This window comes from Ensifer sp. Root127, from assembly GCF_001425225.1.
Classification (GTDB): Bacteria; Pseudomonadota; Alphaproteobacteria; order Rhizobiales; family Rhizobiaceae; genus Ensifer; species Ensifer canadensis.
Genome location: NZ_LMDX01000001.1, coordinates 1,314,194 through 1,330,974 on the forward strand (window position 1 = coordinate 1,314,194; position 16,781 = coordinate 1,330,974).

General features: G+C 62.9%; 14 protein-coding genes. 9 read left to right on the forward strand and 5 right to left on the reverse strand.

Annotated elements, in window-relative coordinates:
* Positions 1-26 precede the first annotated feature (26 nt).
* The 4 genes from nagA to ASD03_RS06305 are packed head-to-tail and all read right to left on the reverse strand — an operon-like array spanning position 27 to position 3,880.
* On the reverse strand, positions 27-1,187 hold the full coding sequence (gene nagA / locus ASD03_RS06290; RefSeq protein WP_025425456.1) for an N-acetylglucosamine-6-phosphate deacetylase: 1,161 nt from the start codon (positions 1,185-1,187) through the stop codon (positions 27-29).
* Positions 1,184-2,206 carry an SIS domain-containing protein gene (locus ASD03_RS06295; RefSeq protein WP_025425455.1) on the reverse strand — a complete coding sequence of 341 codons (1,023 nt, stop codon included), beginning with the start codon at positions 2,204-2,206 and terminating at the stop codon, positions 1,184-1,186. The genes nagA and ASD03_RS06295 overlap by 4 nt, the downstream gene beginning before the upstream one ends.
* 28 nt (positions 2,207-2,234) lie before the next feature.
* Positions 2,235-2,999, reverse strand: a complete 765-nt coding sequence (locus tag ASD03_RS06300) for a GntR family transcriptional regulator (RefSeq protein ID WP_025425454.1) — start codon at positions 2,997-2,999, stop codon at positions 2,235-2,237.
* On the reverse strand, positions 2,996-3,880 hold the full coding sequence (locus ASD03_RS06305) for an N-acetylglucosamine kinase (protein WP_025425453.1): 885 nt from the start codon (positions 3,878-3,880) through the stop codon (positions 2,996-2,998). The genes ASD03_RS06300 and ASD03_RS06305 overlap by 4 nt, the downstream gene beginning before the upstream one ends.
* Positions 3,881-4,077: 197 nt before the next feature.
* Here ASD03_RS06305 and ASD03_RS06310 point away from each other — a divergent pair, with 197 nt between their 5' ends.
* The 9 genes from ASD03_RS06310 to ASD03_RS06350 all read left to right on the forward strand — a co-directional run bounded on the left by ASD03_RS06310 (position 4,078) and on the right by ASD03_RS06350 (position 15,866).
* Complete coding sequence (locus ASD03_RS06310; protein WP_025425452.1) at positions 4,078-4,974, forward strand: N-acetylmuramic acid 6-phosphate etherase; 897 nt, start codon at positions 4,078-4,080, stop codon at positions 4,972-4,974.
* 56 nt (positions 4,975-5,030) lie between these two features.
* Positions 5,031-6,290: an ABC transporter substrate-binding protein gene (locus ASD03_RS06315; RefSeq protein WP_025425451.1), complete on the forward strand. Its 1,260-nt coding sequence runs from the start codon at positions 5,031-5,033 to the stop codon at positions 6,288-6,290.
* A gap of 372 nt (positions 6,291-6,662) precedes the next feature.
* A complete protein-coding gene (locus tag ASD03_RS06320; protein WP_025425450.1) occupies positions 6,663-7,613 on the forward strand; it encodes a sugar ABC transporter permease in 951 nt (316 codons plus the stop codon).
* A gap of 11 nt (positions 7,614-7,624) precedes the next feature.
* A complete protein-coding gene (locus tag ASD03_RS06325) occupies positions 7,625-8,464 on the forward strand; it encodes a carbohydrate ABC transporter permease (RefSeq protein WP_025425449.1) in 840 nt (279 codons plus the stop codon).
* Positions 8,461-9,525, forward strand: a complete 1,065-nt coding sequence (locus ASD03_RS06330; RefSeq protein WP_025425448.1) for a Gfo/Idh/MocA family oxidoreductase — start codon at positions 8,461-8,463, stop codon at positions 9,523-9,525. Before ASD03_RS06325 ends, ASD03_RS06330 begins: the two co-directional genes overlap by 4 nt.
* 13 nt (positions 9,526-9,538) lie before the next feature.
* A complete protein-coding gene (locus tag ASD03_RS06335) occupies positions 9,539-10,540 on the forward strand; it encodes an ATP-binding cassette domain-containing protein (protein ID WP_025425447.1) in 1,002 nt (333 codons plus the stop codon).
* Positions 10,541-10,799: 259 nt separating this feature from the next.
* On the forward strand, positions 10,800-12,017 hold the full coding sequence (locus ASD03_RS06340; RefSeq protein WP_025425446.1) for an efflux RND transporter periplasmic adaptor subunit: 1,218 nt from the start codon (positions 10,800-10,802) through the stop codon (positions 12,015-12,017).
* 10 nt (positions 12,018-12,027) lie between these two features.
* Positions 12,028-15,168 (forward strand): efflux RND transporter permease subunit, encoded by a 3,141-nt coding sequence (locus ASD03_RS06345; RefSeq protein ID WP_025425445.1) that lies wholly within the window; start codon positions 12,028-12,030, stop codon positions 15,166-15,168.
* Positions 15,169-15,221: 53 nt separating this feature from the next.
* Positions 15,222-15,866 carry a TetR family transcriptional regulator gene (locus tag ASD03_RS06350; protein WP_025425444.1) on the forward strand — a complete coding sequence of 215 codons (645 nt, stop codon included), beginning with the start codon at positions 15,222-15,224 and terminating at the stop codon, positions 15,864-15,866.
* Here the strand turns inward: ASD03_RS06350 and purU are convergent.
* Positions 15,859-16,713: a formyltetrahydrofolate deformylase gene (purU, locus tag ASD03_RS06355; protein WP_057212540.1), complete on the reverse strand. Its 855-nt coding sequence runs from the start codon at positions 16,711-16,713 to the stop codon at positions 15,859-15,861. The genes ASD03_RS06350 and purU overlap by 8 nt on opposite strands.
* Positions 16,714-16,781: the final 68 nt, after the last annotated feature.

Sequence of the window (16,781 nt, forward strand, 5' to 3'; positions counted from 1 at the left end):
GCCTCAATTTTTCGATAGATCGGTGATCAGGCTGCGTAGACCTGGTTGCCGCCAATCCAAGTCGATCCCATGGCGAGTTCTGATGTCAGAAGCACGAAATCCGCATCTGCCCCGGGCAGAACACGGCCCTTGTGCGAGGAGATGCCCATGGCGTCGGCGGGATAGGCCGATGCCATGCGAAGGGCTTCCTCGACCGGTAGGCCGAGCTTTTCGTGCACGAAGCGCACCGACGAGAGCATGTCGATATCGGCGCCGGCAAGCGTGCCGTCGGCGAGCGTCAGACGACCGCCGTGGCGCAGGATCTCGCGGCCATTGAGCTCGAAGCTCGTCATGTCCGTTCCAATCGGCGACATCGCGTCGGTCACCAGGAAGATCTGGCCCGGGCCGGTCTTGGCCCGCAGCGCCACACCCATCGAGGCGGGGTCGACATGGTAGCCGTCGGCGATCAGGCCCGCGTGCAGGGTGCCTGTCGCAAGGGCTGCACCGACGACGCCAGGCTCGCGATGACCGAGACCGCTCATGGCGTTGAACAGATGCGTCACCGTCTTCGCCCCTGCCTTGGCATAGGACACGGCGGTCTCATAGCCGACATCCGTATGGCCGAGGCTGACGATGGCGCCGGCGTCGGCAAGGGCTCGAACCTGCTCTTTGGTCGCATTTTCCGGTGCGACCGTGACCATGAGGGTGCCGAGCGCCCTGGCGCAGTCGAGCATCTCCTTGAGGTCGGCGTCATCCATCGGTCGGATCAGCGCTGGATCGTGCGCGCCCTTTCGTGCGACCGAAAGATGCGGACCTTCCAGATGCAGGCCGAGGAAGCCGGGCACGCCGGCCGCCTTGGCCTGAAGGCCGGCGGCGATCGTTGCCGTGCGGACTTCGCGCGTATCGGTGATCAGCGTCGGCAGAAGTGCGGTCGTACCGAACTTCGCATGGGCCGAACAGATCTGGCGGATGCTTTCCAGCGTCGGCTGCGCGTTGAGAAGCGCCCCGCCGCCGCCGTTGACCTGCAGGTCGATGAAGCCGGGCACCAGCAGCAGGCCGTGGGCATCGACGATCGTGGCACCGGCCGGCAGATCGCCGGCTGCCACGATGGCCTTGACACGACCCGCCTCGATCAAGAGAGCGGCGCCGTCATGCCATTCGATACCATCGAACAGGCGGGCGCCGATGATTGCCTTCTTCTCGGTCATCTCGTCTCCGTTACCTTCTTGAGGCTTGCCGGTGCGTCGGGATTGAGACCGCGCGAGCGCGACCAGGCTTCGACGAAGCCATAGAACGGCAGGATCAGGGTCAGCGCGTCGGTGATCGGGTGTCCCGTCTCGACGAACGGCAGGCGCTTGGCCTTGCCGGCGCGGTTCGACGTCACATGGACCACGGCGCCCTTCTCGGCCATGCCGTCGGCGATCTCGGCGACGGACCCTTCGGCCGCATCGCGCGCCGCAAGCGTCAGCACCGGGAACTTGGCGCCGACAAGCGCCACCGGTCCATGCAGCACTTCGGCGGCCGAATAGGCTTCCGCATGCATGCCCGAAGTTTCCTTGAACTTCAGCGCCGCTTCGCTGGCGATCGCCAGCGCCGGGCCACGGCCAAGCACGTAGAGCGATTCGGCCTCGCCGAGATCGGCGGCGAACTCATGCCAATCCAGCTTCACCGCCTTGGCGAACTGGTTCGGCAGATCGGCCACGGCGCGCTGCAACGCCGCGTCGCCGGTCCATTCGCCGAGAACGGCAAGGCCGGCGACGATGGAGTTGACATAGGACTTGGTTGCAGCAACGGCGATTTCCGGGCCGGCGAGAATGTCGAGCGGATGGGTGCATGCCTTCGAGATCGGTGACGGCAGGGTGTTGGTAAGTGCGATTGATACGGCGCCGGCATCGGTTGCGGCCTGGGCCATCGCGACGATATCCGGGCTCTTGCCCGATTGCGAAATCGCAATTGCCGCCGCGCCACCGAGCTTCAGCTTGGCGCCATAGATCGACGCGAGCGACGGCCCGAGCGAAGCGACCGGTCGACCGGCCTGCAGCTCGATCGCATATTTCAGGAACAGGGCGGCATGGTCCGAAGAACCGCGCGCGATCGTCACCAGGAAAGCCGGGTCCTTGGCGCGCAGCGCTGCGCCGGCCTGCTTCAGGGCCTCGGAAGAATGCTCGAGCAGTCGGGCCGCCGCTTCGGGGATCTCGTCGATTTCTCGGCGCATGTTGGTCTGCATGGTCAATTCCTTTCTTGCGGAGCGACGGTCAGGATTCCGACAGGGTCAGTTCCGCGACAAAATCATAGGCGTCGCCCCGATAGAGCGAGCGGGTGAATTCGACGACGCGTCCCGATGCGAGATAGGAGACGCGTTCGATGGAAAGGCCGGCAGAGCCGACGGCGACGCCGAGCATGGAGGCGTCCGGATCCTTGATGTTGCAGGCGGAGATGCGCTGCACGGCGCGCACCGGCCGGGAACGGGTCTTGTCGAGCGCGGTATAGAGCGACGAGGTGACAGCCTGCGGATCCGGCAGGAATTCGGCCGAGATGCTGGCGCGCTCGATCGCGAGCGGCATGTCGTCAGCGATGCGCAGACGCCCGAGCCTGGCCACCAACGCGTCGGCCGGCAGGCCGAGCGCCATCATCTCATCCGGCGACGGATGATACAGGCCTCGCTCCAGCCAGCGGGCATGAGTGTTGAGACCACGGCGCGCCATGTCCTCGGTAAACGAGGTCAGCCGCGACAGCGATTGCTGCACCTTGGAGACCGGCTTGACGACAAAAGTGCCGGAGCCGTGGCGCCGCACCAGCAAGCCGTCGCGCACGAGATCGTCGACGGCCTTGCGCACGGTCACGCGGCTGATATTGGCGTAATCGGCCAAATCGCGCTCCGGCGGCAGGGCGTCGCCATGATTGAGCTTGCCCGACTGGATCGCGTCTTCCAGCGATTGCCGCAGTTTCAGATAGAGCGGACCGGATCCACCGGCCTGCAGGCCTTCGAGCGGCAGAATGGCAGCGAGATGATCGGTCATGCGCCGACCTCCGAGCGGGAGCCGAAGCGCTGTGCGGCGAGTGCGACGGCGCCGGTGAGCGCGTCGGCCTCGGCTTCGACAAAAAACGGCTGGTGGCGCTCGGCAAGCCAGGGACGATAGAGCGGCGCGAGGCCACCGAGCAGGCAGAGCTTGCGCCCGCCCCGGGCGACCACGACGTCTAGCGCCTCGTCGACCGTGATCGCCGCAGTCTTGAGCAGACGCACGGCGACGGGATCGCCCGCCTGCGCCGCTTCGAAGACACGCGGGGCATAGCGGCCGAACTCACCCGGCTTTGCCAGGCGCGCGAAATCGACGACAGCACTCGGATCGTTCCTGAACTCGGCCATGACGGAATCGGTTATCGGCGACGCCTCATGGATGCCATCGAAGGCAAGCAGGCTTTCCTGCAAAAGCGCATGGCCGATGCGTGCGCCACTGCCATGATCGCCGATCGTGAAGCCCCAGCCGCCGACATAGCTGACGATGTCGGCCTGCCGCAGGATATAGATGCTGCCGGTGCCGAGAATGGCGACGGCGCCGTCCTCGTCGCCGAGCGCGCCCTGCAGGGCAATCAGACCATCCGATTCGATATCGGCTGCGGCAAACGGCAGGCGTCGCTTCACATAATGCACGGCATCGCCGACATTGTGCCCGGCGACGCCGACAATTGCGCGCGCCTCGGCGATACCAGAGGGATCAAGACCGGCTTCTTCAAATGCCGCCCGCGCAGCGTCGCCAATATGGGCGAGCGCCGTTTCAGGATCCGTCAGAATGTTGGCTGCACCAGCCTTGCCGCGGCCGAGAATACGTCCATCCCCCGCAGCCACAGCCGCCCGGCAGCTTGTTCCGCCGCCATCGATTCCTATTAGGTAGTTTGGCATGAGCACCTCCGCCCATAGAGGATACCAAAAAAATACCAATAACCAAGTCCGAATTGGTCTCGATATCCAATTTTGAAATAATGCATTGAATAACAACGGATAATTTCAGAGATTGGTTTTTTTTGACGCCAAAATGTAATTTCTCCTAGACAATTGGTATTTTTTTGGCATTAATTCACCCAGAGGAGACACAACCTATGCCTTCAGTGAAGACCGAAGAGCGTCACGACAACGCCAAAGGCCTGGATGTCATGCATCCGGCGCTGGCGCTTCGGCTGCTCGCATCCGGACAACAGGCGGCAGCAAAGGTCGTGGACGCCGCGATTGAGCAGATTTCCGCTGCTGCGTCCCTGGCTGCAGAAACGCTCGCCTCCGGCAAGCGTCTCGCCTATGCCGGCGCCGGCAGCTCAGGCCTGATGGCCATGGCCGATGCGCTGGAACTTCCCGGCACCTACGGCATCCCCCAGGACCAGATCGTCATTCTGCTTGCAGGCGGCGCCGCCAGTCTCAATGACCTCGCCGGCGGCTACGAAGACGACATGGATCTGGCGCGCGAAGACGTCCGCAAGGCCGGCATCACCGCGGGCGACTGTCTGGTTTCAGTGTCGGCCAGCGGCTCGACACCCTATGCGCTGGCCGCAGCCGACGAAGCGCGCAAGCTCGGCGCAAAAGTCATCGCCGTTGCCAACAATCCGGGCGCAGCTCTTTTCAACGACGCGGATGTCGCCATTCTGCTGCAGACGCCGCCGGAAGTCGTTTCCGGCTCGACGCGCATGGGTGCCGGCACGGCACAGAAGATCGCCTTCAACATGTTCTCGACGCTGGTCGGCATCCATCTCGGCCACGTGCTCGACGGCCACATGGTCAATCTGCGCGCCGACAACATCAAGCTGCACGGCCGCGCCGTTCGCATCGTCACCGACATTACCGGTGTTGGCGCATCCGAGGCCGGCCGGCTGATCAATGCCGCATCCGGCTCGGTCAAGATCGCCATCCTGCTGGCATCGGGCGCGAAGGACGTGGCGGCAGCCGAAGCGGCGCTCAACCAGACCAAGCAGAACCTGCGCCGGGCGATCGATATCGTTTCGGCCTGAGATAAACCTGGGATTCAAACCGCGCCAAAACGGCGCATATAAGAGGGAGAAGCTAAATGACCCGTACGACACTCAAGGGCCTGCTGCTTGCGTCGAGCATTCTCGGCTCGGCCGGCCTGGCCCACGCGGAGGACGTCACGCTGACGATCGAAAGCTGGCGCAACGACGACCTGGCGATCTGGCAAGAAAAGCTGATCCCGGCTTTCGAAGCCAAGAACCCCGGCATCAAGGTCAAGTTCGCCCCGATGGCGCCGACCGAGTACAACGCGGCGCTGAACGCCAAACTCGACGCCGGCTCCGCGGGCGACCTCATCACCTGCCGTCCGTTCGATGTCTCGCTCGAACTCTACAACAAGAAGCACCTTGCCGACCTGACGGCGCTGCCGGGTATGGAAAATTTCTCCCCGGTCGCCAAGTCCGCCTGGACGACAGACGATGGCTCGGCCACCTTCTGCGTGCCGATGGCTTCGGTCATCCACGGCTTCATCTACAACAAGGACGCCTTCGACCAGCTCGGCATCCAGATCCCGACGACGGAAGCCGAATTCTTCGCAGCTCTCGACAAGATCAAGGCCGACGGCAACTACATCCCGATGGCGATGGGCACCAAGGATCTCTGGGAAGCCGCGACCATGGGCTACCAGAACATCGGCCCGACCTACTGGAAGGGTGAAGAAGGCCGCGCTGCGCTGATCAAGGGCGAGCAGAAGCTGACCGATGAACCGTGGGTCGAGCCCTATCGCGTTCTCGCCAAGTGGAAGGACTATCTCGGCGACGGCTTCGAGGCCCAGACCTATCCGGACAGCCAGAACCTGTTCACGCTCGGCCGCGCCGCGATCTATCCGGCCGGCTCGTGGGAAATCGGCCTGTTCAACACCCAGGCCCAGTTCAAGATGGGCGCCTTCCCGCCTCCGGTTAAGAACGCCGGCGACGCTTGCTACATCTCCGACCACAACGACATCGGCGTCGGTCTGAACGCCAAGAGTGCGCACGCCGAGCAAGCCAAGACCTTCCTTACCTGGGTCGCTTCGCCGGAATTCGCCGAGATTTACGCCAATTCGCTGCCGGGCTTCTTCAGCCTCAATTCGACCCCGGTGAAGATGACCGATCCGCTCGCTCAGGAATTCGTTTCCTGGCGCGAAAAGTGCAAGCCGACGATCCGCTCGACCTACCAGATCCTGGCGCGCGGTACGCCGAGCCTCGAGAACGAAACCTGGGTTGAATCGGCCAACGTCATCAACGGCACGGATACGCCTGAGGTTGCGGCCGAAAAGCTGCAGAAGGGTCTCGACGGCTGGTACAAGCCGGCGAAGTAAGCGCAACTGGTTCCCTCCCCTTCGGGGGAGGGTCGGCCCTACAGCGCCGCGCGTCTTGTCGGACGCACAAAGGTCGCTGTAGCACTTTGAATTGCTGAATGTTTTTGTCCTCAAATCGGATAGGATTGAGGAAACATGCAGCAAGGGCCGGGCGGGAGGACATTGCCCAAGGAGGCACTCCCCCAGCCGCAGCGTCCTCGACCTCCCCTTGATGGGGAGGTCCCCGACGCAGTCGTTTGCAAAAGAACGCGATAGCCTTAACCTTCGTCATGAGCCCGGATCGGGGCAGGCGTTATGCGGCAAGACCGGCCGTGTGGCGTCGACGTGCATCATGACGCCCTGGGGAACCGGTCGAACAAGCGGGTACGATCAATGAGCAACGTCACTTCACTGCAAGAGGGACAGCCGACCGTGAGACGGCCGAAACGCTGGCACATCCTCATCTTTCTGCTGCCGGCCCTTCTGGTCTACACGGCGGTGATGATCCTGCCGTTGATCGAGACGCTGCGTCTCTCGCTATACAACACGGTCGACGGCCAGCCGACCTTCGTTGGTCTCGCAAACTTCCAGGTCCTGTTCGGCGAGGAGCGCTGGGCGCACGACTTCTGGAACGCGCTGAAGAACAACGTCATCTTCTTCATCATTCACATGTGCGTGCAGAATCCGATCGGCGTTGCGCTGGCGGCCATGCTGTCCATTCCGAAGCTGCGTTTCGTCACGTTCTACCGCACGGCGATCTTCCTGCCGACGCTGCTTTCCTTCGTTATCGTCGGCTTCATCTGGAAGCTGATCCTGTCGCCGATCTGGGGTGTCGCGCCCTGGATGCTCGATCTCGTCGGCCTCAAGTCGATGTTTGCGCCCTGGCTCGGCAGGCCAGGCTCGGCCCTGATCGCCGTGTCGTTGATCTCGGTCTGGCAATATGTCGGCATCCCGATGATGCTGATCTACGCCGCCCTGCTCAACATTCCCGATGAAGTGATCGAAGCCGCCGAATGCGACGGCGTCACCGGCTGGAGCCAGTTCTGGAAGATCAAGCTGCCGCTGATCCTGCCCGCGATCGGCATCATCTCGATCCTGACCTTCGTCGGCAACTTCAACGCCTTCGACTTGGTCTACACCGTGCAGGGCGCGCTTGCCGGTCCTGATGGCTCGACCGACATTCTCGGCACGCTGCTCTACCGCACCTTCTTCGGCTTCCAGCTGCAGCTGGGCGACCGCTCGATGGGCGCGACGATCGCAACGGTGATGTTCCTGATCATCCTCGCCGGCGTCTCGCTCTACCTCTTCGTCATCCAGCGCCGCATGCGCCGCTATCAGTTCTAAGGGAGGCCGAGATGTCGCAAGCACGCCACTCCATTTTCCGCACCGGCTTCGTCCACATCGCGCTGATCGCCTATACGCTCATCTCGCTGTTTCCGGTGTTCCTGACGATCATCAACTCGTTCAAGGATCGCAACGCGATCTTCCGGGCGCCGTTGACGGTCCCGACGCCCGAGACCTTCAGCCTGATCGGCTACCAGACGGTGCTCGGCCAGGGCGATTTCGCGACCTACTTCCAGAACAGCTTCATCGTCACGGTCGTCGCGATCGCGCTGGTGCTGTTGTTCGGCGCCATGGCCGCGTTCGCGCTGTCGGAATACCGCTTCCGCGGCAATACGCTGATGGGGCTCTATCTCGCGATCGGCATCATGATCCCGATCCGGCTCGGCACCGTCGCCATCCTTCAGGGCATGGTCGCTGCCAACCTCGTCAACACGCTGACGGCGCTGATCCTCGTCTATACCGCACAGGGGCTACCGCTCGCGGTGTTCATCCTGTCGGAGTTCATGCGCACGGTTTCGGATGACCTGAAGAATGCCGGCCGCATCGACGGGCTGTCGGAATACTCGATCTTCTTCCGCCTCGTGCTGCCGCTGATCCGGCCGGCGATGGCAACGGTTGCCGTGTTCACGATGATCCCGATCTGGAACGATCTGTGGTTCCCATTGATCCTGGCGCCGGCAGAAGCAACCAAGACGGTCACGCTCGGCTCGCAGATCTTCATCGGCCAGTTCGTCACCAACTGGAACGCCGTGCTTGCGGCCCTGTCGCTCGCCATCCTTCCGGTTCTCGTCCTCTATGTCATTTTCTCGCGGCAGCTGATCCGCGGCATCACCGCAGGAGCAGTCAAGTGAGTTCAAACAGCAAACCGGTCCGGGTCCTCGTCGCGGGTCTCGGCAATATGGGCCGCAGCCATTCGCTGGCCTATCACAACAATCCCGGCTTCGAGATCGTCGGGCTGGTCAACCGCTCCAAGGTGGAGCTTCCGGAGGAACTGCGCGGCTACGAGATCCATCCTGACTTCAAGACGGCGCTTGAGGAACTGAAACCCGAACTCTGCTCGGTCTGTACCTATTCCGACAGCCATGCCGACTATGCGGTTGCCGCCTTCGAAGCCGGCTGCGACGTGTTCGTGGAGAAGCCGCTGGCAACGACGGTCGCAGACGCCGAACGGGTCGTTGCTGCCGCCAGGAAGCATGGCCGCAAGCTGATCATCGGCTACATCCTGCGCCACCACCCCTCGTGGATCCGGCTGATCGCCGAAGCCCGCAAACTCGGCGGTCCTTACGTCTTCCGCATGAACTTGAACCAGCAGTCGAGCGGTCCGACCTGGGAGACCCACAAGTCGCTGATGCAGACGACCCCGCCGATCGTCGACTGCGGCGTGCATTATGTCGACGTCATGTGCCAGATCACCGACGCCAAGCCGGTGGAGGTGCGCGGCATGGGCCTGCGTCTTTCCGACGAAATCGCTTCGGACATGTACAATTACGGCCACCTGCAGGTGATCTTCGAAGACGGGTCGGCCGGCTGGTACGAGGCCGGCTGGGGTCCGATGATTTCGGAGACCGCCTTCTTCGTGAAGGACGTCATGTCGCCAAAGGGCTCCGTGTCGATCGTCATGGATCCGAATGCCAAGTCGGACGATATCGACACACACACCAAGACCTCGGTCATTCGCGTGCACAATGCGGAAACTGGTCCCAACGGTCGCTTTCTCAAGCCGGACGAGGACCTGACAATGGACGGAGAGCCCGGCCATCAGGAACTCTGCGATCGTGAGCAGGCCTATGTGCTGAAGGCCATTCGCGAAGATATCAATCTCGACCGCCACATGAACGACGCCGTCCAGTCGCTGCGCATCTGCCTTGCGGCTGATGAAAGCGTCCGCACCGGTCAGCCGGTCAAACTTTAAGAGGGGCAATTAGGTGGGATCACTTCAACTCAAATCCATCCGCAAGGCCTACGGAAACCATGAGGTTCTCAAGGGCATCGACCTGGAAGTGAAGGACGGCGAGTTCGTCATCTTCGTGGGTCCTTCCGGCTGCGGCAAGTCGACATTGCTGCGCACCATTGCCGGCCTTGAGGACGCGACCTCCGGCAGCGTCCAGATCGACGGCGTCGAAGTCGGACACGTGGCCCCCGCCAAGCGCGGCATCGCCATGGTATTCCAGTCCTATGCGCTCTATCCGCACCTGACGGTGAAGGACAATATGGGCCTGGGCCTGAAGCAGGCCGGCAAGCCGAAAGCTGAAATCGAGGACAAGGTCGGCAAGGCCGCCAGCATGCTGTCGCTCGACCCCTATCTCGCCCGGCGCCCGGCGGAACTTTCCGGCGGCCAGCGCCAGCGTGTCGCCATCGGCCGCGCCATCGTGCGCGAACCGAAGCTGTTCCTGTTCGACGAGCCCTTGTCGAACCTCGATGCGGCCTTGCGCGTCAACACCCGGCTCGAGATCGCCCGGCTGCATCGCAGCCTGAAGGCCACGATGATCTACGTGACCCATGATCAGGTCGAAGCGATGACGCTGGCCGACAAGATCGTGGTGCTGAACGCCGGCCAGATCGAGCAGATCGGCTCGCCGATGGATCTCTACAACCGGCCGGCCAATGTCTTCGTCGGTGGCTTCATCGGCTCGCCGCAGATGAACTTCGTCGACGGCGCCCGCCTCGGCGATCCCGGCGCCAAGACGATCGGCATCCGGCCGGAACATATCGGTCTGTCGCGCGAGAGTGGCGACTGGAAGGGCAAGGTCATCCACGTCGAGCATCTGGGCGCCGACACGATTGTCTATATCGAGTCCGACCAGGTCGGTCTGATCACCGTTCGGCTGTTTGGCGAACACCGCTACGCGCCTGATGACATTGTCTTTGCGACGCCGATGGTCGGCAGCATGCACCGCTTCGGTGCCGACGACCGCGTCCTCGCCTGAGACGATAATCCGGCGACAAACCCGGATCACACCTTAGTGATATCAAGCCGCCGTGGTGCCGAAAGCACTGCGGCGGCTGATTTTTTTGATCGATTCAACGCGCTGCATCACGGTGTTGCACTGCGGCGCAAATTAACATACATTTGTGTTTGTATATTAGCGTTCCGGTATTTTCCCATCCCGATACTGGTAATTGCTTCCCTTCACTTCCGGACCGCGCAGCCCTGCGATACGCACTGGCTGCGCACGGTCACCGAATATGGACATCGCTATGCGCATGAACCGACCGACACTGGCCGCCGCCTTGGCAACCGTGATTCTCCTTTCCGGCTGCCAGAAAGACGAAGAACAGGCCGCTCCCGCCTTCCCGCCATCGGCCGTCGCTGTCTTCACGACCGCATCCGAGACGCTGCCGATCACCAATGAACTGCCGGGCCGCATCACCGCGACGCGCGTCGCCGAAGTTCGTCCGCGCGTTTCCGGCATCGTCGTCGAACGCGTCTTCCAGCAGGGCTCGAAGGTCAAGGAAGGTGACGTGCTCTACCGCATCGACCCTGCTCCCTTCCAGGTCCAGGTCGAAAAGGCCGAAGCGACCCTGCGCCGCGCCCAGGCCGTGCATCTCCAGGCCGAACAGAAGGCTGCCCGACAGGAAGCTCTGAAGAAGGCAAACGTCGTCGCCGCCCAGCAGTTCGACGATGCAAACGGCCTGCTGGCTGCAGCAAACGCCGACGTCGCCATCGCCCAGGCGGGCTTGGCCGCTGCCAAGCTCGACCTGCAATACGCCAACGTGACCGCCCCGATCAGCGGCCAGATCGGACGCGCTCTCATCACCGAGGGTGCGCTCGTCAGCGCCAACAGCTCGGAAAACCTCGCCACGATCCAGCAACTCGATCCGCTCTATGCCGACTTTACCCAGTCGGCGACCGATCTCATCCGCCTGCGCAAGGCGCTTGAAGCCGGCCAGATGATGAGCGGTGACCAGGAGGCCGAGGTTCAACTGATCCTCGACGACGGCACGCCTTATGAACACAAGGGCAAGCTCCTGTTCTCGGAAGCGGCCGTTGACGCGACGACCGGCCAGGTAACGCTGCGCGGCGAGTTCCCCAATCCCGACGGCGACCTATTGCCGGGCATGTATGTCCGCGTGCTGGTCCAGCAGGGTGTCGAGAAGGACGCGATCACCGTGCCGCAGCAGGCTGTCCAGCGCAACAATGCCGGCCAGTCGCAGGTCTATGTCGTGGCCGCCGACAAGAAGGTCGAGTTCCGCAACGTCACACTTGGACGCACGGTCGGAACCCGCTGGCAGGTGGCCTCGGGGCTGAAGCCCGGCGAAAAGGTCATCGTCGAAGGCTTCCAGAAGATCGGCCCCGGCGCGCCGGTGGAGCCGACCGACTGGGATCCGAATGCAAAGCCGGCGGCCGAAGCAGCCCAGACGACCGCGGCGACCGACGCAAAGCCCGCTGAAGCCACAGAGTGAGTGCTGATTAATGCCTAGTTTTTTCATCGACAGGCCTATTTTTGCCTGGGTGGTGGCGATCTTCATCATGCTCGCCGGCATCATCGCGATACCGCTGTTGCCGGTATCGCAATATCCTGATGTTGCGCCGCCGCAGATCTCCATCAACACGAGCTACCCCGGCGCTTCGTCGCAGGACACCTATCAGAGCGTCACCCGGCTGATCGAAAACGAGCTGAACGGCGTCGAAGGCCTGCTCTATTTCGAATCGACCTCCAGCGCTGCCGGCTCGGTCGACATCAGCGCCACCTTTGCACCCGGTACAGATCCGGGACAGGCGGCCGTCGACATTCAGAACCGCGTTCGCCGCGTCGAACCGCGCCTGCCCGATTCGGTCAAGCGCCAGGGCGTACAGGTCGACGAAGCCGGTTCCGGCTTCCTGATGATCGTCGCGCTCACCTCGACCGACGGCTCTATGGACGCCATCGGTCTCGGCGACTATCTCAGCCGCAACGTGCTGAACGAAGTCCAGCGCGTGCCCGGCGTCGGCCGTGCGCAGCTGTTTGCGACCGAACGCTCGATGCGCATCTGGCTCGATCCGGACAAGATGCTCGGCCTCAACCTGACCGCCGGCGACGTGACGAATGCCATCCAGGCCCAGAACGCCCAGATCGCATCCGGCTCGATCGGCGCACAGCCGAACCCGATCACGCAGCAGATCAGTGCTCCTGTTGTCGTCAAGGGTCAGCTGTCGAGCGCCGAGGAATTCGGAGCGATCGTGCTTCGCGCCAATCCGGACGGCTCCTCCGTTCGTCTGCGCGACGTTGCCCGCGTCGAGATCGGCGGCGAAAGCTACGCGTTTTCGACCCGCCTGAACGGCAAGCCGTCCGCGGCTATCGCCATACAGCTGTCGCCAAGCGGCAACGCGATGTCGACCTCGACGGCGATCAAGGAGCGCATGGACGAACTGTCGAAGTTCTTCCCGGAGGGCCTGGAATATTCGGTTCCCTACGACACCTCGCCGTTCGTTGCCGTTTCCATCGAGAAGGTGCTTTCGACGCTGGTCGAAGCGGTCGCGCTCGTCTTCATCGTGATGTTCCTGTTCCTGCAGAACATCCGCTACACCATCATCCCGACACTCGTCGTGCCGGTCGCTCTTCTGGGCACCTGCGCGGTGATGCTGGCGATGGGCTTCTCGATCAACGTTCTGACCATGTTCGGCATGGTGCTGGCGATCGGCATCCTGGTCGACGATGCGATCATCGTCGTCGAGAACGTCGAACGCATCATGTCCGAAGAGGGGCTGACACCGAAGGACGCCACCCGCAAGGCAATGAAGCAGATCACCGGCGCCGTCATCGGCATCACGCTGGTGCTGGCTTCGGTGTTCATTCCGATGGCCTTCTTCCCGGGCGCCGTCGGCGTGATCTATCGCCAGTTCTCGCTGACCATGGTCGTGTCGATCCTGTTCTCGGCACTGCTCGCGCTGTCGCTGACGCCGGCGCTGTGCGCCAGCTTCCTGAAGCAGGTTCCGAAGGGCCACCACCACGCCAAGCGCGGCTTCTTCGGCTGGTTCAACCGCAGCTTCGACAAGACCTCGCACGGCTATAGCGGCATCGTGAAGCGCCTGGTCCACCGCACCGGTCGCTACATGATCGTCTACATCGCCGTCTTGGCCGGCCTCGGCTGGCTGTTCATGAAGCTGCCGTCGTCGTTCCTTCCGGACGAAGACCAGGGCTTCGTGATCGTCATGATGCAGCTCCCCTCCGAAGCGACGGGCAACCGTACGACCGAGGTGGTGGAACAGGCGGAGAAGATCTTCGGCCAGGAGCCGGCTGTCGAACGCATCATCGCGATCAACGGCTTCTCCTTCTTCGGCACCGGACAGAACGCAGCGCTCGCCTTCGTGACGCTGAAGGACTGGAAGGAACGCGACGCCGACAACGCCGCTCAATCGATCGCCATGCGGGCCACCATGGCCATGAGCCAGATCAAGGATGCGATCAGCTTCGCGCTGTCGCCGCCGGCGATCCAGGGCCTCGGCACCACCGGGGGCTTCTCCTTCCGCCTGCAGGATCGTGGCGGTCTCGGCGAAGCGGCTTTGTCCCAGGCACGCGACCAGCTTCTCGGCCTTGCGGCTCAGAGCAAGATCGTGACCGGGGTTCGCTTCGAAGGCATGCCCGATGCGGCTCAGGTCAGCGTGGCCATCGACCGCGAAAAGGCCAATACCTTCGGCGTGACCTTTGCGGACATCAACTCGACGATCTCGACCAACCTTGGCTCGTCTTATGTCAACGACTTCCCGAATGCCGGCCGCATGCAGCGCGTGACGGTGCAGGCGGACGAGGGTCAGCGCATGCAGACGGCGGATCTGTTGAACCTCAACGTCCGCAACGCCAATGGCGGCATGGTCCCGCTCTCCGCCTTCGCGACGGTGGAGTGGGTCAAGGCCTCGACCCAGACGATCGGCTACAACGGCTACCCGTCGGTACGCATCAGCGGCGAAGCGGCTCCGGGTTACTCCTCCGGTGACGCGATCAACGAAATGCAGCGGCTTGCGGGCGAACTGTCGGCAGGCTTCGGTTACGAATGGACCGGCCAGTCCCTGCAGGAAATCCAGTCGGGTACCCAGGCGCCTCTCTTGATCGCGCTGTCGTGCCTGCTCGTCTTCCTGTGCCTGGCTGCGCTCTATGAGAGCTGGTCGATCCCGGTGGCGGTCATCATGGTGGTTCCGCTCGGCGTCATCGGTTCGGTGCTTGCCGTGACCATGCGCGAGATGCCGAACGACGTGTACTTCAAGGTCGGCCTGATCGCGATCATCGGCCTGTCGGCGAAGAACGCCATCCTGATCATCGAGTTCGCCAAGGAACTGCGTGAACAGGGCAAATCGCTGATCGATGCGACGCTGGAGGCAGCACACTTACGCTTCCGCCCGATCCTGATGACGTCGCTCGCCTTCACGCTCGGCGTTCTGCCGCTGGCGATTGCCACCGGCGCAAGCTCTGGCAGCCAGCGCGCCATCGGTACCGGCGTGATGGGTGGTATGATCTCGGCAACGGTGCTGGCGATCTTCTTCGTTCCGGTGTTCTTCGTGTTCGTCACGAAGCTGTTCGGACGCAAGAAGGTAGAAGCCACACCGGCTGCAGCCGAGACCCCAACACCCGCCGAATAACACTGCTATCGACGGCCCGCCCTCTCGGCGGGCCGTTCTGCAAGGAGGAATGAATGCGCAGAACGAAAGCCGATGCGGAGGCAACCCGGCAGAAGATCCTGAGCGCCGCTGAACGTGTGTTCTACGAAAAGGGTGTTTCAAACACCACGCTTGAGGAAGTGGCCAAGGAAGCGGGCGTGACCCGCGGCGCCATCTACTGGCACTTCGCCAACAAGACCGATCTTTTCCTGGCCCTGCACGATGCCGTGCCGCTGCCCCAGGAAGACATGATCGCCCAGGAAATCGAGGCCGAGGCCGCCGATACGCTGGCAATCGTCGAGGACGCCATGGGCGCCTGGATCGATATCCTGGCCGCCGACGAGCAGCGCCAGCGCATTCTCACCATCATGCTGCGCACCAACTACGACGGCGACATGAGCGAGGTCCTGACCCGCCACAAGGAACTCGACGAACATCATAATGCCCTGCTCGAACTGGCCTTTTCCCGCGCCCTTGCCAAGGGCTACATGCAGGACAGCTGGACGCCCACGTCGGCGACCCGCACGCTTCACTGGATGATGCTTGGGCTTTGCACCCAGTGGCTGCTCTTTGGTCGCCCGTTCGACATCGTCGCCGAAGGGCGTGACGGGCTGAGGCGGCTGTTTTCGAGCTTCCGCACGCCCTCCGCCGCCCGTTCTGCACTATCCACCGTCAGCTGAAGACGACGGTCTTATGGCCGTTGAGCATCACCCGCCGTTCCAGGTGCAGCTTGACGGCACGGGCCAGCACGCGGCTTTCGATGTCACGGCCGCTGGCGACGAAGTCCTCCGCCGTCAGCGCGTGGCTGACACGTTCGGTTTCCTGCTCGATGATCGGCCCCTCGTCGAGATCCGGGGTGACGTAGTGGGCCGTGGCGCCAATCAGCTTGACGCCGCGTTCGTGGGCCTGGTGGTAGGGCCCGGCCCCCTTGAACGACGGCAGGAACGAGTGATGGATGTTGATCGCCTTGCCGTAGAGGCGCTTTGACAGATTGTCCGAAAACACCTGCATGTACCGCGCCAGGATCACCAGATCGGCGCCGGTCTCCTGCGTCAGGCGCAACAGCTTTTCCTCCTGCTCTTCCCTGTTGGTCTTCGATACCGTCCAATGATGAAACGGGATCGCCTCGAGTTCCGCCGTGCGCCGGCTGTCCTCGTGATTGGAAACGATGGCGGCGACCTCGGCGTTCAGCCAGCCGACGCGGATCTGGTAGAGCAGACGCAGGAGCGCATGGTCGAACTTCGACACCAGGATGACGATCTTCGGCTTGCGTGCGGCTTCCGTCAGCGCGGTGCGCATCTGGAACCGGTCGACCGCCGGCCGCAACGCCCGCTCGACGTCGTCCCGCGTCATGCCATCGGGCGCCTGGAAGGCGATGCGCATGAAGAAGCTGTTGGTGTGCCGATCCCAGAACTGGCTGCTCTCGGCGATATTCGCGCCAAGGCCGGCCAGCTCCGTCGTCACTGCGGCAACGATGCCCGGCTTGTCGTCACAGGACAGCACAAGGATGAATGTGTTGGTGGCCATGGTCTCCTCCGATCGGCGGCTCTGCCGGGCGCGCTAGCGCCCTCCCCGATCGCTGCCTAGGGGGAGAC

Excerpts from the sequence above, each read along its gene's own strand:
- ASD03_RS06295 (WP_025425455.1), bottom strand. The coding sequence starts at position 2,206 with ATGCAGACCAACATGCGCCGAGAAATCGACGAGATCCCCGAAGCGGCG.
- ASD03_RS06310 (WP_025425452.1), top strand. The coding sequence starts at position 4,078 with ATGCCTTCAGTGAAGACCGAAGAGCGTCACGACAACGCCAAAGGCCTG.
- ASD03_RS06300 (WP_025425454.1), bottom strand. The coding sequence starts at position 2,999 with ATGACCGATCATCTCGCTGCCATTCTGCCGCTCGAAGGCCTGCAGGCC.
- nagA (WP_025425456.1), bottom strand. The coding sequence starts at position 1,187 with ATGACCGAGAAGAAGGCAATCATCGGCGCCCGCCTGTTCGATGGTATC.
- ASD03_RS06305 (WP_025425453.1), bottom strand. The coding sequence starts at position 3,880 with ATGCCAAACTACCTAATAGGAATCGATGGCGGCGGAACAAGCTGCCGG.
- purU (WP_057212540.1), bottom strand. The coding sequence starts at position 16,713 with ATGGCCACCAACACATTCATCCTTGTGCTGTCCTGTGACGACAAGCCG.
- ASD03_RS06320 (WP_025425450.1), top strand. The coding sequence starts at position 6,663 with ATGAGCAACGTCACTTCACTGCAAGAGGGACAGCCGACCGTGAGACGG.
- ASD03_RS06350 (WP_025425444.1), top strand. The coding sequence starts at position 15,222 with ATGCGCAGAACGAAAGCCGATGCGGAGGCAACCCGGCAGAAGATCCTG.
- ASD03_RS06315 (WP_025425451.1), top strand. The coding sequence starts at position 5,031 with ATGACCCGTACGACACTCAAGGGCCTGCTGCTTGCGTCGAGCATTCTC.
- ASD03_RS06325 (WP_025425449.1), top strand. The coding sequence starts at position 7,625 with ATGTCGCAAGCACGCCACTCCATTTTCCGCACCGGCTTCGTCCACATC.
- ASD03_RS06345 (WP_025425445.1), top strand. The coding sequence starts at position 12,028 with ATGCCTAGTTTTTTCATCGACAGGCCTATTTTTGCCTGGGTGGTGGCG.
- ASD03_RS06340 (WP_025425446.1), top strand. The coding sequence starts at position 10,800 with ATGGACATCGCTATGCGCATGAACCGACCGACACTGGCCGCCGCCTTG.